The 13,817-nt window shown below is 39.7% G+C and carries 14 protein-coding genes; 3 read left to right on the top strand and 11 right to left on the bottom strand.

Annotated elements, in window-relative coordinates; translation table 11 throughout:
* Positions 1-212: 212 nt before the first annotated feature.
* The 3 genes from K6V43_RS02650 to K6V43_RS02660 all read right to left on the bottom strand — a co-directional run bounded on the left by K6V43_RS02650 (position 213) and on the right by K6V43_RS02660 (position 2,947).
* Positions 213-1,616 carry a polysaccharide deacetylase family protein gene (locus K6V43_RS02650; protein ID WP_222381510.1) on the bottom strand — a complete coding sequence of 468 codons (1,404 nt, stop codon included), beginning with the start codon at positions 1,614-1,616 and terminating at the stop codon, positions 213-215.
* Between the two features lie 149 nt (positions 1,617-1,765).
* Entirely contained in the window at positions 1,766-2,149 is a 384-nt protein-coding gene (gene gloA / locus K6V43_RS02655; protein WP_222381512.1) for a lactoylglutathione lyase, read from the bottom strand.
* Between the two features lie 105 nt (positions 2,150-2,254).
* Positions 2,255-2,947, bottom strand: a complete 693-nt coding sequence (locus K6V43_RS02660; RefSeq protein WP_024403706.1) for a phosphoglycerate mutase — start codon at positions 2,945-2,947, stop codon at positions 2,255-2,257.
* Between the two features lie 223 nt (positions 2,948-3,170).
* On the opposite strand from K6V43_RS02660, the gene K6V43_RS02665 reads away from it, so the two are divergent.
* The 3 genes from K6V43_RS02665 to K6V43_RS02675 all read left to right on the top strand — a co-directional run bounded on the left by K6V43_RS02665 (position 3,171) and on the right by K6V43_RS02675 (position 7,018).
* On the top strand, positions 3,171-4,355 hold the full coding sequence (locus K6V43_RS02665) for an acetyl-CoA C-acetyltransferase (protein ID WP_222381513.1): 1,185 nt from the start codon (positions 3,171-3,173) through the stop codon (positions 4,353-4,355).
* Positions 4,356-4,380: 25 nt separating this feature from the next.
* The gene (locus K6V43_RS02670; protein ID WP_222381514.1) at positions 4,381-5,550 is read left to right on the top strand and encodes a hydroxymethylglutaryl-CoA synthase; all 1,170 of its coding nucleotides are present in this window, start codon (positions 4,381-4,383) and stop codon (positions 5,548-5,550) included.
* Positions 5,551-5,758: 208 nt separating this feature from the next.
* Positions 5,759-7,018, top strand: coding sequence for a hydroxymethylglutaryl-CoA reductase, degradative (locus tag K6V43_RS02675; protein ID WP_222381515.1), 1,260 nt, complete (start codon positions 5,759-5,761; stop codon positions 7,016-7,018).
* A gap of 20 nt (positions 7,019-7,038) precedes the next feature.
* On the opposite strand, the gene K6V43_RS02680 is transcribed toward K6V43_RS02675, so the two are convergent.
* The 8 genes from K6V43_RS02680 to recN form a co-directional block, all read right to left on the bottom strand.
* Positions 7,039-7,506: a GNAT family N-acetyltransferase gene (locus K6V43_RS02680; RefSeq protein WP_222381516.1), complete on the bottom strand. Its 468-nt coding sequence runs from the start codon at positions 7,504-7,506 to the stop codon at positions 7,039-7,041.
* Positions 7,507-8,015: 509 nt separating this feature from the next.
* On the bottom strand, positions 8,016-8,291 hold the full coding sequence (locus K6V43_RS02685; protein WP_024385016.1) for an HU family DNA-binding protein: 276 nt from the start codon (positions 8,289-8,291) through the stop codon (positions 8,016-8,018).
* Between the two features lie 83 nt (positions 8,292-8,374).
* Positions 8,375-8,974 carry a YpmS family protein gene (locus tag K6V43_RS02690; protein WP_105127087.1) on the bottom strand — a complete coding sequence of 200 codons (600 nt, stop codon included), beginning with the start codon at positions 8,972-8,974 and terminating at the stop codon, positions 8,375-8,377.
* Complete coding sequence (locus K6V43_RS02695) at positions 8,943-9,779, bottom strand: SGNH/GDSL hydrolase family protein (RefSeq protein ID WP_172039217.1); 837 nt, start codon at positions 9,777-9,779, stop codon at positions 8,943-8,945. Before K6V43_RS02695 ends, K6V43_RS02690 begins: the two co-directional genes overlap by 32 nt.
* Positions 9,772-10,605 (bottom strand): DegV family protein, encoded by an 834-nt coding sequence (locus K6V43_RS02700; protein WP_024403959.1) that lies wholly within the window; start codon positions 10,603-10,605, stop codon positions 9,772-9,774. Before K6V43_RS02700 ends, K6V43_RS02695 begins: the two co-directional genes overlap by 8 nt.
* Before the next feature lie 147 nt (positions 10,606-10,752).
* Positions 10,753-11,133 carry a hypothetical protein gene (locus K6V43_RS02705; protein WP_222381517.1) on the bottom strand — a complete coding sequence of 127 codons (381 nt, stop codon included), beginning with the start codon at positions 11,131-11,133 and terminating at the stop codon, positions 10,753-10,755.
* A gap of 242 nt (positions 11,134-11,375) precedes the next feature.
* Positions 11,376-12,026, bottom strand: a complete 651-nt coding sequence (locus K6V43_RS02710; protein ID WP_222381518.1) for an HD domain-containing protein — start codon at positions 12,024-12,026, stop codon at positions 11,376-11,378.
* Positions 12,027-12,156: 130 nt separating this feature from the next.
* Positions 12,157-13,815: a DNA repair protein RecN gene (recN, locus tag K6V43_RS02715; protein WP_222381519.1), complete on the bottom strand. Its 1,659-nt coding sequence runs from the start codon at positions 13,813-13,815 to the stop codon at positions 12,157-12,159.
* Between the last annotated feature and the right edge of the window lie 2 nt (positions 13,816-13,817).

Consider the following 13,817-nt stretch of genomic DNA (forward strand, 5'->3'; position numbering starts at 1 on the left):
GTCAATGGGACAATGGGTTGTGACATAAAAAAATCCTCCAGTTTTTTTATTACAGTATACTGGAGGAGTGAATGATTGGATAGGTACCTTGTTATGGGGCGCTTACTATGAAGATTTTTTATCTCACAGTTACATCCCCCCTGGTCTGCACGATTTCAATAAAAAAGAACAGAAGTTCAACAATCATGCTTCTGGTCTTTTTTATATAGTTATTACTGAGCTGGGGGAGCTGCCGAGTGCTGGTTGTAATAAACAAATTGTGGATTCAAATTATTTCCTAAACTTTCTGAAACGGTAACCATACTGTACCCCTGAGAAGTTAGAAATTGCAATACCGAATCCAAGCTCTTAACAGTTTCCTTGTGAATATCATGCATCAAAATAAAGCAACCTGGACAAGCATTCGTCCTGACTTGGTTTAAAATCGCCTGTGGATTATGTGAAGACCAGTCTTTGGTATCCACATTCCAATAGATTGAAGGGAGATTCATTGCACTAGCCACTTTCTTATTCACAGCTCCATAAGGTGGACGGACTAAAACTGGACGCTGACCTACGGCTTTTTCTATAGCAACTTGCGTTTTTTCGATTTCTTGATGAATGGCATCTGGAGAAAGATTGGTTAAATTCGGATGGCTCCAAGAATGGTTTGCAATCTCGTGACCTTCATCTTTCATCCGTTGTAAAATCCACTCATTTCCCTCAATATTCTGACCAAGGACAAAGAAGGTAGCCTTCGCATTGTATTTCTTCAGCAAATCCAATACCAATGGTGTCGTGGACGGATTAGGACCATCATCAAATGTCAATGATATTTGGTGAGTCGACTTGTTATTCTCGATTCGCTGAAGTTCTTGCTTATATTGTTCAAAACTAGCCTGATCTGCGTCTGTCAAATACTCCCCAATAATAACGGGAAATAAATCGGCTACTGGAATATCAATAGTCGTTAAAATTGTATTAGACGGTAAAGCCAGTGTTAAGTGACTATTTTCATATGAAAAAACGAATGCATCTAAATCTGTTGCTTCAAATTGACTAATAAGTGCATTTTTATCACTCTCTGATAGGTTTTCTTGATCTAATTTCTCAATTAATTTAGCTACAATAATTTTTTTTGCCACAATTGGATCAGAAAATATACGACTCAAGGTAAATAATTGTTGATCTTCAGTCAAAAGCAATTCACCAGCTGTTTCTTCCTCATCTTTCTTAATGTCCATTCTAGAAAGATGATATTTTTCTCCTTTTATAACAACAGAACGAACTTTTCTAAAATTTGTTTTACCTAAGTGACTGCTGACTAAAAATATTCGATTAATATTACCAGTGGGCTTGGCTTCCCCTAACTTTTGATGAACATATTCTACCATTTTATTCTCAACTAAACCAATTTTCTTGCCAGCATCATCAGTTGGAATGGAAGCAACAACATGAGTGGAGCCCACATTTCCTGTTCTTAAGTTTGATTGCCCACTTTTTAAAAAGACGCGTTCTTGACTTTCGATGAACTGAGTTACCTGATTTTCTTGAACACGATGGTAAATCATTAGACTAAAAAAACAAATCATACCAACCAACAGTAGATTGGTTAATATCAGTAATAATTTCTTCATACGAGATTCCTCTTTCATATACACCTAAATCTATACTATAATATAATTTGTTTCTTGTCAACTTGTAACCCCAATCAAAGCAAAAAAAAATCAGCCCCTTTCTCATCAAAATGTTAACAATCGGTGCTGATTCTTTAGGTATTTCTTGATTAATCCGCTCGAATAACCTCTACACGGTATCCATCAGGATCAGTAACAAAATAATAACGACCTGGACTTCCTGGCAGGCCCTTGATGTCTGTCGTTGGATAGCCCAATGCTTTGTGTTTCTCATTGTCCCCTTCCAAGTCATCCGAAGAAAGAGCTAGATGCGAGAAGCCATCCCCCACGATATAGGGACCATGATCATAATTGTAGGTCAATTCAATCTCAAAGTCATCTCCATCAAGTGCTAAGTAAACCAAAGTAAACTTGTGCTCTGGATAGTCCTTGCGACGGGTTTCCTTAAAACCAAATCCCTCTTCATAGAATTTTTGAGATGCTTCTAAGTTCTCAACACGCAAACATGCATGTAGCATTTTTTTACTTGCCATAATAAACTCCTCCTACCTTTTAATACCACCAGTATACCATACTCTCTATGAAAAATCCGATATTCAAAACTAAAAAAGCCTGAGCGAACTCAGGCCTTAAATGAATTATGCTTCCAAGTAGTACTCTTTCACAATGTTCAAGTTTTCATCCAATTCGAATACAAGTGGTGGGAAGTTTGGAATTTCCACATCCATGATTTCGTCATCAGACAATTGTTTGATGTGTTTTACAAGGGCACGGATTGAGTTACCGTGTGCACCTACGAATACGTTTTTACCGTCTTTCAATGCTGGAGCAATTTTATCTTCCCAGAATGGAAGGGCACGCTCAAGCGTTACTTTCAAGTTTTCTGCATCTGGAATAACTGAATCATCAAGGTGTGCATAGCGACGGTCAGTGTGTGCTGAATACTCATGATCTTTAGCCATTTCTGGTGGCAAAGTATCATAAGAACGACGCCAGATGTGAACTTGTTCATCACCAAATTCAGCAGCTGCTTCAGCTTTGTTCAAGCCAGTCAAACCACCGTAGTGACGTTCGTTCAAACGCCATGATTTTTCAACTGGTACCCACAATTGATCTGCAGCTTCAAGAGCCAAGTTTGTAGTCTTGATAGCACGTTTCAAAACAGATGTGTAAGCAAGGTCAAATTCGATACCTGCTTCTTTGATTAATTTACCAGCATCAATTGCTTGTTGTGTACCTTTTTCAGACAAATCAACATCAGCCCAACCAGTGAAAAGGTTAGCTTTGTTCCATTCAGACTCACCATGGCGAGCAAAAACCAATTTTACCATTATATGGATTCTCCTTTAAATTTTGAGGTTACCCTCTTGTACTTCTCTATTTTACACGAATTGGTCAGAAAATGCTAGTTTTTCCACAATCTGTTTACGCTTACATTTTTCTTTCTTGAAAATTCAGTCTGCAGACCTAGCTTTCTTCTTAGGATTTATGAAAAAAAGTGATATAATAGTTAGGCTGAGCACGACTGTTCTGATTAGATTTCAAGGAGAATTCATGAAGAAAGTAGCTATCGTGTCTGCCTTTCGATCTGCAATCGGCAGTTTTGGAGGCAGTCTAAAAGATATAAACATTGCTGAACTTGGCGCACAGGTTCTCGAAGCGGCTTTACAAAACAAACAAATACCAGCTGACGTTGTGGATGAAGTTATTTTTGGCAACGTCCTTTCTGCTGGTCACGGACAAAATATTGCCCGCCAAATTGCTTTACGCGCGGGTATTCCAGAGACTACTTCTGCTTATGTGGTCAATAAGGTCTGTGGCTCTGGACTCAAATCAGTCCTTCTTGCGGCTCAATCCATCCTTCTTGGCGATAACGACGTCGTTGTTGCTGGTGGTATCGAAATCATGAGTCAGGCGGCCTACTTATCCAAATCAAGTCGTTTTGGGAGTAAGTTTGGTCATATTACCTTGGAAGATTCCATGTTAACGGATGGTTTGACTGATGCCTTCAATGACTATCACATGGGTATTACCGCTGAAAATGTTGCCGAACGCTATCATGTCAGTCGAAAAGAGCAAGATGCATTTGCCCGCACCAGCCAAGAAAAGGCTGCAAAAGCTATCGCTGAAGGGCGTTTCACTGAAGAAATTGTTCCAATTAGACTGAACAATCGAAAAGGTGAAATACTTTTTGACACTGATGAGTATCCCCGTCTGACACCTATTGAAAAACTGGCAACACTCCGTCCAGCTTTCAAAAAAGATGGGACCGTCACCGCAGCGAATGCATCAGGTATCAACGACGGCTGTGCTGTCTTGGTACTCATGTCTGATGAGAAAGCAAGAGAGCTAAATATTCAGCCGCTTGCTTATATCGAAGCATACGCAACTAGCGGTTTAGATCCTGCATTGATGGGGCTTGGACCTATTACTGCTAGCCAAAAAGCTCTACAAAAACTAAATAAAACAATCGAGGATATCGATCTATTCGAACTCAACGAGGCATTTGCAGCCCAATCAATTCCAGTTGTCAAACAACTCGGCATTGATCCTGCAAAAGTCAATGTCAATGGTGGAGCAATCGCACTAGGTCATCCAATTGGAGCAAGTGGTAGTCGGATTTTGGTTACCCTAATCCATGAATTAATCAAGCAAAATAAAGAGCTCGGACTCTGTTCACTCTGCATTGGAGGGGGACAAGGAATTTCCCTCATCATTTCCAATGCTCAGACAAACTAACCTAACCATTAACAAAGGAAACATTATGAACATCGGTATTGATAAAATCGGCTTTGCGGCACCCGATTATGTTTTAGATTTGGCAGATTTGGCCCAAGCCCGCAATGTTGATCCCAATAAATTTAAAATTGGTCTTCTTCAATCAGAAATGGCTGTAACTCCTGTTACTCAAGATATTATCAGTCTTGGTGCAAAGGCTGCTGAAGCCATTCTAACGGAAGAAGATAAACAAACCATTGATATGGTAATTGTCGGTACAGAATCTAGCGTAGATCAAAGTAAGGCAGCAGCTGTTACCATTCATGGATTACTCGGCATCCAACCTTTTGCTCGTTCCATCGAGATGAAAGAGGCTTGTTACGGTGCAACTGCTGGCCTGAGCCTCGCTAAAAGCCACATCTCTCAATTTCCAGAATCTAAAGTCTTGGTTATCGCCAGTGATGTTGCCAAATACGGAGTTGCATCAGGTGGCGAACCTACCCAAGGTGCCGGAGCCGTTGCCATGTTGGTAACCGCAAATCCACGTACCTTGGTTCTCAACAACGATAACGTTTGTCAGACACGCGATATCTATGACTTTTGGCGTCCAAACTATGACAAATACCCACGTGTTGATGGTAAATTTTCAACTGAACAATATACCGATTGCTTGACAACAACTTTCGACTATTATCAACAAAAAACAGGCAAAACACTTAAAGACTTTGCTGCCATGTGCTTACATATTCCATTCTCCAAGCAAGGCCTTAAAGGATTGCAAGCTATTGCTCAGGATGAAGAAACTCTTAGTCGCTTGACAGAACGTTTCCAGGAAGCTATCGTCTATAATAAAGTCGTCGGCAACATCTACACTGGCTCTATTTTCCTCTCTCTTCTTTCCCTTTTGGAAAATAGCAGAGCGTTAGAGGCAGGGGATCAAATCCTCTTTTATAGTTATGGTAGCGGTGCTGTCTGTGAGATCTTTAGCGGATCCCTTGTTGAGGGTTACCAGAACTACTTAGAAGAGAATCGTTTAGAACAACTCAATGAGCGTACAAAACTCAGCGTTAAGGAATACGAACAAGTCTTCTTTGAAGAAGTGTCTCTTGATGAAAACGGAACATCTCTTGACCTACCAGCAGACCAAAGTCCCTTTGCCCTTATCAAAGTGGAAAACCACAAACGTATCTATCGTAAATATAGTCAAATGAATTAGCTTTCAGACAAGGAACTGAGGTGCAGGTAGCTAGAACAGCCTAAAGGCTGTTCTAGGTTGGAAATAAGACTTGAGAAACAAGTCACTTTCGTAGAGTACGGCAAGCCGAAAGTGACGATGTATCAAAGCTAATTCAAATGACTATAGAAGCCAAAATGGCGCCCTTTGGCTCTCACCAAGGGGCGCTTTCTTGTAGAAAGAGGAACCTATGTCAACTTTTTCCGGTTTTTATAAAAAATCACGCCAAGAGCGCATTGATATTCTCCATCAGAATCGTTCCCTATCAGAAGATAGCTTAGACATTCTATACAAAGACGAAAACCTGCCAGAAGCAATTGCGGGAAAGATGGCAGAAAATCATCTAGGAACATTTTCCTTACCTTTTTCTGTACTCCCAGAACTTCTAGTGGATGGACAGACTCATTCAGTACCCATGGTCACTGAAGAACCTTCTGTGGTTGCAGCTTCGTCTTTCGGAGCCAAAATCATCGCTAAATCTGGCGGTTTTACAACGACTATTCATAACCGTATCATGATTGGACAAGTTGCTCTCTACGCTATTTCGGACCATAGCAGAGCGACACAGGCGATTCTTGACCAGAAGGAGAGTATTTTAGAAACTGCCAATCAAGCACACCCTTCCATTGTTAAACGAGGCGGTGGAGCGCGTGAATTAACAGTAGAAAGTAAAGATGAGTTTTTGATTGTCTATCTTCAGGTTGATGTACAAGAAGCCATGGGAGCTAATATCCTCAATAACATGTTAGAAGCGATTAAGGATGATTTAGAAGAGCTCAGCAAGGGACAGGCTTTGATGGGAATCCTCTCCAACTATGCAACGGAGTCACTGGTCACCGCCCAATGTCATATTGCCATCTCTAGTCTGGCTACCAGCTCTGCCATTGCTCAAGAAACTGCTCAAAAAATAGCCCTGGCAAGCAAACTGGCGCAAGTGGACCCTTATCGTGCTGCGACACATAACAAAGGGATTTTTAATGGTATAGATGCTGTCGTTATCGCTACAGGAAATGACTGGCGGGCAGTCGAAGCCGGGGCCCATGCTTATGCCAGCCGTGATGGACAATACAAGGGGCTTTCTACTTGGTCCATTGATGGCGAGCACTTGGTCGGCTCAATCACTTTACCCCTCCCAATTGCTTCTGTCGGTGGCTCGATTGGGCTCAATCCAAAGGTAACAGTTGCTTTTGACCTTCTCCAACAACCAAAGGCACGCCAATTAGCTTCTATCATCGCTTCTGTCGGTCTCTGTCAGAACTTTGCTGCCCTGCGCGCACTTGTTACTTCAGGGATTCAGGCTGGTCACATGAAGCTTCAGGCAAAATCCCTAGCGCTACTTGCTGGTGCCGAAGAGCATGAAGTAGACCAACTAGCCCAACTCCTGCGGAAAGAAAAGCACAGCAACCTAGAAACTGCTCAAAACTTATTAGCAAAAATGAGAGAACATTAAAAAGAGGGAATCCCTCTTTTTTAATTTATTATTTGCTCCATACGGAACTTTTGTGGTTTCATTCCTTGGCGTTCATAAAAACGGACAGCTCCTGCATTGTCAGCCCATACATCCAAGGTAAGATTGTGGCACCCCTGCTCCTTAGCATAGGAAAGAGCAAATTCATACAGTTGCTCACCAATTTTTTGACCACGCGCCGAATTGGCTACACACAAATCATCAATAAACAAGGTTTTAACTGGTTCTAAAACATCGCCTGTTGCGGTAGATAATTCACAAAACAAATGCCCAACCACTTGACCGTCTAGCTCAAAGACAAAAATAGGCTTATCTGGATTTTCCAAAAGTGCTACTAATTCATCCTCAGAAAATTTTTGACCTGCACTTTTAAAAATATCTGGTCGTGCCTGGTGATGCACCTGTAAAATATCTTGAAGCAATTCATTTAAAACTGGAATATCAGATTGTCTGGCTTTACGGATTGTCATAAAAAATCTCCCTTTTTTATTTTTTCTATTATAGCACATGTTTATTTTTTAACAAAATAGGTCTGCAGACCGATGAAGAATCTGAAAATTCATGTATACTATAAGTGTATCCTAAAATTTTTCATAAATCTCCAAAAAGAATCAGCCCGCCAAGGCTGATTTTTTGTTGTCTTAAAACGAGAATGTGTAATATAGAAAACTACTAAAATTTTGCCCTTCTTTGACGCAAATGTCTTTTGCGTCATCTCCAACCTCCCAGAGTCACTCCACTGACTCTTTAACGCAAAACGCTTTTGCTTCATTTCCAACCTCCCAGAGTCACTTCCCTGACTCTGGGAGCCCCAAAACACAGAAAAAAGCCTACTGCACAACGCAGAAACGTTGATACAATAGGCTTTTTCACGTTATTCCTCGCTCTTTTATTTCTAGGCGAGGGATAAAACAGTCTATCCCCAGTTTTGCTCTCCGGTTTTCAAGCAAAAGATAAAAAGGTCCACTGGACCTTTTTATTATTTCACAGCGTCTTTAAGAGCTTTACCAGCTTTGAATGCTGGAACTTTTGAAGCTGCGATTTCGATTTCTTTACCTGTTTGTGGGTTGCGACCTTTACGTGCTGAACGCTCACGAACTTCAAAGTTACCGAAACCGATCAATTGTACTTTTTCACCAGCTGCAAGGTAGTCAGCTACTGCTCCAAAAACAGCATCAACAGCTGCTGCTGAATCTTTTTTAGTCAATGAAGTTGCTTCTGCAACTTTTGCAATCAAATCTTGTTTATTAGCCATTTGCTAAGTCCTCCAATTGTTTTCGAGTTTTTACTCACCTTAATATAGTACCTAATTTTGGGCATTTGGTCAAGTTTTTTCTATCATCTTTGCACTTTTCTATAGATATCAATAACGATCTGGTCATTGTATAAATCAATCGTATTCACTTTTCCATAAAGTCCAAATTTATTCTCAATAGCAGGTAGTTGAATCTGAATCGTCGCGTTTTCAGCATCTATTTTTACAATATCTGGTAGTTTGTAATTTTTTTGAAGATAGGTTAACACTTCTCCTTTTGGTAAGGAAAGGGTACCTGCTGAAATTTCTTGAACGGCTAAAGAAATACTACCATCTTCTAAACGACTGGGAAAAAAGTAGATATACAAAGGAATATCCATCCCCAGAAGCTGATAATCGCCTTCAAAAATCGCTAACTGACTTGTCAAGTAAACCTTGTATTGAAAGGTGTCTGTTTGATACTCTTTCAAATACTCAGCAATGGTTGCATTTAACTGCTCCTTATTGGTCTCAAAACGACCAACCTTTGCATCTTCACTATTTGTTGGAACTAACTTTGTTAAATCCTCACGCTTACTCTCCAAACGACTGATTACAACAATACTAGTTCCTAAAACCATAGCAAGTAGGATTAAAAAAAGCCATTTCCAACTATTTATTTTTCCATTCTTCTTTTGTGGCACGAATTTTCTCCATTACTGCTTGCTTTATAATTTCATATCCCGTGTTATTAGGGTGAAAACTGTCTTCCCCATATAGTAAATTATTTGCTATCTTAGAAGTATTCACACTAACTCCTTGTTCCCCTTCTAAGCCCTTATACAATAAATCATTGATAGGCACAAAGTAAACCCCTGAGAATTTCCGAGTTCGTGATTCTGTTTCTTGATTCCATTTATCCACAACCAATTGCATATCTGTCAGTTCCGGAAAATTCAGATAGAAGGGATTATAGATTCCGATAACATAAATAGGAAGGTTGGGATTGTTTTCACGAGCACGACGAATAATCTGTTCAAGCCGTTTCCCATATTCTGTTGCTGGTTTATCAAAAGTTGAGACATCCAAATTGGTAATATTTTTTAATATAACTTTCCGCAAATCATTGCCACCAACTGTAAGGGTCATCACATCTGCGTCTTTTAATGCTTCTGCTAAATCTGCATCCTCTTTCATTCGCTTGTAAATCTGGTTACTAGTATTGCCTGAAATCCCAAAATTTCGGTAGGTCACCTGATAACCAAACTCATTTGTAAATGAGTTTGCTAGTAAAGTAGCAAAACCTCCCTGACCAGTTGTATCGCCAACTCCTTCTGTCAACGAATCACCTAAGGCAAGATAGTAAAGGGATGGTTGTTCGACTTTTGTACTATCTTCTGCAGTCAACTTTGAACTAGCCTTTGGAATTACCAAATTTGCGAGAAAAATAGAAAGCAATAAACTCAGAAAAAAGAAAACAAGGGCCTGAATAATTTTTCGATTATTCATAGTGCACTAGAATGGCCCAAGCATCTTCCCCTGTATGGGTCTGAATGATAGAACCTGTTTCTAAAACTGAAATGGGAGCTTGAACGTAGGGCTGTAATTTTTCTTTCATTTCATTAGCAAACTCTGGGCCACCTGCATAGGAAATACCAATTTCAGCTATTTTCTGATTCGCAATCTTATTGATAAACTCATCGAGCCATTTTTTAAACGTTTTTGCTCCACGTCCCTTAACAACAGGCTCTAGCTGATGGTTCTTCATTTCCATAATCACACGAATGTTAAGCAATGAACTGATTAGTCCTGTAACACGACCAATCCTACCACCTTTTACCAAGTTTTCAAGAGTGGAGACACCAATATAGAGCTCAGTTTTTGTCCGCACTCTTTCAATAGCTGCAAGAATCTCTTCTTTACTGGCCCCCTCTTTTGCAAGACGAGCTGCTTCAACAACTTGGAACTTAGCGGCTTGGTCAGTAAACGTTGAGTCGACAACTGTCACATCTACTCCTGAAAGAACTCCTCCTTGACGAGCTGCTTCAACAGTACCGGATAATGCATGTGACAAAACAATTGCAATAATCTGACTACCATCTTTTGCCAAGTCTGAAAACGTCTCTGCAAATAAACCAACCGGTGGCTGACTGGTCTTGGGCAAATTTTTTGAATTTCTCATCAAGTTAAGAAATTCGCCTTCTTTCAAATTGCTATCTGAGTACAAAACTCCATCTATCATGACAGATAATGGCACTACCGTAATCCCTAATTCTTCCACCAGTTGCGGTTCAATAGTGGTGCTCGAATCCGTTACAATCTTGACTGTTGACATAATCTTTTCCTACATTTCTCATCAAATTATTGTTTCTATTATATCAAATCTTGTAGTAAAAATGAACTAGGAGGAAACGAAAATGACGACTAAATACTCGAATAAAGAGTGTTTTTAGTCGTCATATCATGAAAAATCACAAGATATCTAGCGGAAAAATGTTTTATGAATCGTTAATGCTCCCATCACAAATACCAGCAAAGCACTTGCATAATAACCAACTGGCAATTGTTGTAACAACTCTTTTGACAACTGAGCAAACTCTCCTAAAGGAATACTGTAAAGATAGATAACAAGAATTCCAAGAAAGAGAGTCAACAAAGAATTGATTATTTTTGAATGGATAAGCTGAAAGGTTAGAAGCAAAAATAGAATGACCGTAAGAATTGTCACAATTGGATATTGGCTAAAAAACTTCCAACCAGTTATTTGAACTACTGTTAAATTGGCTGTGTCCACAGCACTAGCGAACGGTAAAAACAAACTTACACTGAGTAAGAGTACAAAGAAAAGTTCCAATCGTTTCATCCAGTTCACCTTCTATCTGTTTTATATTCATGGCATAATTGCCTTTTGCACGCTCAGTTTTAAGAGGAAGAAACTCCATTTTGTTAAGATTCCTCTAATGAAACTCCATCTCATTTTAGATAAAAATTGACTCAAGTATCTTTTACACATATTTTATTACATTTTTATATCTTTGTAAAGCGTTTTTATTCATTTTTTTGTATTTTATAACGCCAAAATGTCATTCTCAACCTATCAACAAGTTAACGTTTTCCATCCCACTCCTGATAAAATTGTTGCAAATACAGTTCCAGAAAATCATGGCGGCCTTGAGCTAGGTTTTTCCCCGTCTCTGTATTCATCAAGTCTTTTAACTTCAGTAGTTTTTCATAAAAATGGGTAATAGCAGAGTCATTAGTAGAACGATATTCTTCTACCGTCATATCCTCACGCACCTTCAAATTTGGATTATGAATCACCCGATTCTTATTGCCAGAGTAAGCCATTGTCCGAGAAATTCCTATTGCACCTATCGCATCCAAGCGGTCAGCATCTTGTACAATCTTACCTTCTAAACTAAGGGGCCTCTGATGAGCTTTGCCACCTTTAAAGGACATATTTTGAATAATATCCATAATCGCTTCAATATCAGACTCGGAACAACCTTGATGAGCTAGTAGCTGACGAATGTCTTCCAATGCTTGTTTCTCATCATCAACTAATTTATCATCAGCTAAGTCATGTACCAAGGCCGCTATCTGACAGATAAATAGATTTCCACCTTCCGCTTCTGCTATTCGCTCAGCCATATTTCGAACTCGGACAATGTGCCACCAATCATGGCCACTACCTTCCCCGGTCATTTTTTCTTCAACATATTTTGCGACGTTTTGTACAATTTGTGTCTGATCCATAACTTCCTTCTCCAAAAAGAGACTGGAATTCCCATCCAGCCCCTATTATGTTAATGAAAACATAAATGAAAATATAGTCATTTGTATTGCTCTAAAAGCGAATACATTCAGATATATTTTTTTCCATCCATTACTTATTTAGTAGTTGCTTTGCCTGCTCTCTTGCAGCATCTGTTACCCTATCTCCTGCCAACATCTTCGCAATTTCTTCAATTCGTTCTTCAGGACTGAGTAAGCGAACACTTGAGACCGTAGAATGGTCATCCGATACTTTTTCAATGTAGAATTGGTAATCAGCAATAGCAATAACTTGTGGTAAATGCGAAATAGCCAACACTTGCCCAAATTGCCCAATTTTATGGATTTTTTGGGCAATAGCCTGTGCCACACGACCGGAAACACCTGTATCAACCTCATCAAAAATAATGGAGGTTTTGCCTTCTTTTCGAGCAAAGGCTGATTTGATAGCCAACATCAATCGAGACAGCTCACCACCTGATGCCACTCTAACCAGGGGTTTAAAATCTTCACCGGGGTTTGTAGAAATATAAAATTCTATAGCTTCATTTCCTTCGCTATTAAACTTCCCTTTCGTAAAGCGAACCTGAAATTGGGCTTTATCCATATAAAGGTCCTGCAATTCTTGACGAATAACAGACTCTAATTGTTGAGCCAAATCATGTCTGGCTGAACTTAATTGGTTGGCCAAGGAAATCACATCTTTTTCCAATAACCTGACGTGATTTTCAAGATCTTCATCAGAAACAGTATTTCCCGTCAAGAGATTGTATTCTTCTGTGATTTTATCAAAATAGGCTAAAACATCATCAACTGTTCCACCATATTTTTTGGTAATCGTGTTGAGCAAGTCCAGACGGCTCTCCAGTTGTAGGAGTCGGTTGCCATCAAAATCCAAAGCTTCAACAATATCGCTTAACCGTTTTGCCACATCTTCCACAACATAATAGGCTTCCGTCAAACTTGTAGAGAGCAATTTATATTCCGGATCAAATTCTTCCAAACTTTGTAAATCGCTCATAGCCGAACGTAGATTATTTAAGCTAGAAAATTCTTCATTATCCAAAAGAGCATAGGAATTAGCCAAGGTATCCGCAATCTGTTTGTGGTTCAATAGCTTATCCCTCTCCTGTTGAAGTTGTCTATCTTCACCTACCGTTAAATTAGCCGCCTCGATTTCGGCAATTTGGTACTCCAGCATTTCAATCCGAGCCTTATGCTCTTCCTCGTTCTTACGCTTCTCAGCAACTCTCTTTCTCAGTTGACGATAGGCTTCAAATTGTGTTTGATAGTCTTCTTTTAAGTTCCAAAACTCATCATCCCCGAAACTATCCAGCAGTTGAATATGGTATTGGGCTTTCATGAGTTCTTCTTGGTCATGCTGACCATGGATATCTACTAAATGTTGGCCAATTTGCTTCAAAACAGATAGGTTTACCATTTGCCCATTTACACGGCTAACGGAACGCCCATTTTGAAGGATTTCGCGGCGAATAATCAACTCGTCTGCCACCTCAATCCCTTGGTCAGTCAAAATCTGCTTCACTGCTCTTCTATTTTCAAACGAAAACAACCCTTCAATTTCAGCTTTCGGAGCTCCATGTCGAATCACATCTGTCGTTGCACGCGCACCCAGCATCAAATTCATTGCATCAATAATAATGGACTTCCCAGCACCCGTTTCACCAGACAAGATGGTCATCCCTGTTTCAAAATTCAATGAAACATGCTCAATAATCGCGAAATTTTTTATCGAAACCTCTAGTAACATGG

This window comes from Streptococcus suis, assembly GCF_019794615.1.
Classification (GTDB): Bacteria; Bacillota; Bacilli; order Lactobacillales; family Streptococcaceae; genus Streptococcus; species Streptococcus suis_AI.

Coding starts and splice junctions, on each gene's coding strand:
- K6V43_RS02650 (WP_222381510.1), bottom strand. CDS start 1,616: ATGAAGAAATTATTACTGATATTAACCAATCTACTGTTGGTTGGTATG.
- gloA (WP_222381512.1), bottom strand. CDS start 2,149: ATGGCAAGTAAAAAAATGCTACATGCATGTTTGCGTGTTGAGAACTTA.
- K6V43_RS02660 (WP_024403706.1), bottom strand. CDS start 2,947: ATGGTAAAATTGGTTTTTGCTCGCCATGGTGAGTCTGAATGGAACAAA.
- K6V43_RS02665 (WP_222381513.1), top strand. CDS start 3,171: ATGAAGAAAGTAGCTATCGTGTCTGCCTTTCGATCTGCAATCGGCAGT.
- K6V43_RS02670 (WP_222381514.1), top strand. CDS start 4,381: ATGAACATCGGTATTGATAAAATCGGCTTTGCGGCACCCGATTATGTT.
- K6V43_RS02675 (WP_222381515.1), top strand. CDS start 5,759: ATGTCAACTTTTTCCGGTTTTTATAAAAAATCACGCCAAGAGCGCATT.
- K6V43_RS02680 (WP_222381516.1), bottom strand. CDS start 7,506: ATGACAATCCGTAAAGCCAGACAATCTGATATTCCAGTTTTAAATGAA.
- K6V43_RS02685 (WP_024385016.1), bottom strand. CDS start 8,291: ATGGCTAATAAACAAGATTTGATTGCAAAAGTTGCAGAAGCAACTTCA.
- K6V43_RS02695 (WP_172039217.1), bottom strand. CDS start 9,779: ATGAATAATCGAAAAATTATTCAGGCCCTTGTTTTCTTTTTTCTGAGT.
- K6V43_RS02700 (WP_024403959.1), bottom strand. CDS start 10,605: ATGTCAACAGTCAAGATTGTAACGGATTCGAGCACCACTATTGAACCG.
- K6V43_RS02705 (WP_222381517.1), bottom strand. CDS start 11,133: ATGAAACGATTGGAACTTTTCTTTGTACTCTTACTCAGTGTAAGTTTG.
- K6V43_RS02710 (WP_222381518.1), bottom strand. CDS start 12,026: ATGGATCAGACACAAATTGTACAAAACGTCGCAAAATATGTTGAAGAA.
- recN (WP_222381519.1), bottom strand. CDS start 13,815: ATGTTACTAGAGGTTTCGATAAAAAATTTCGCGATTATTGAGCATGTT.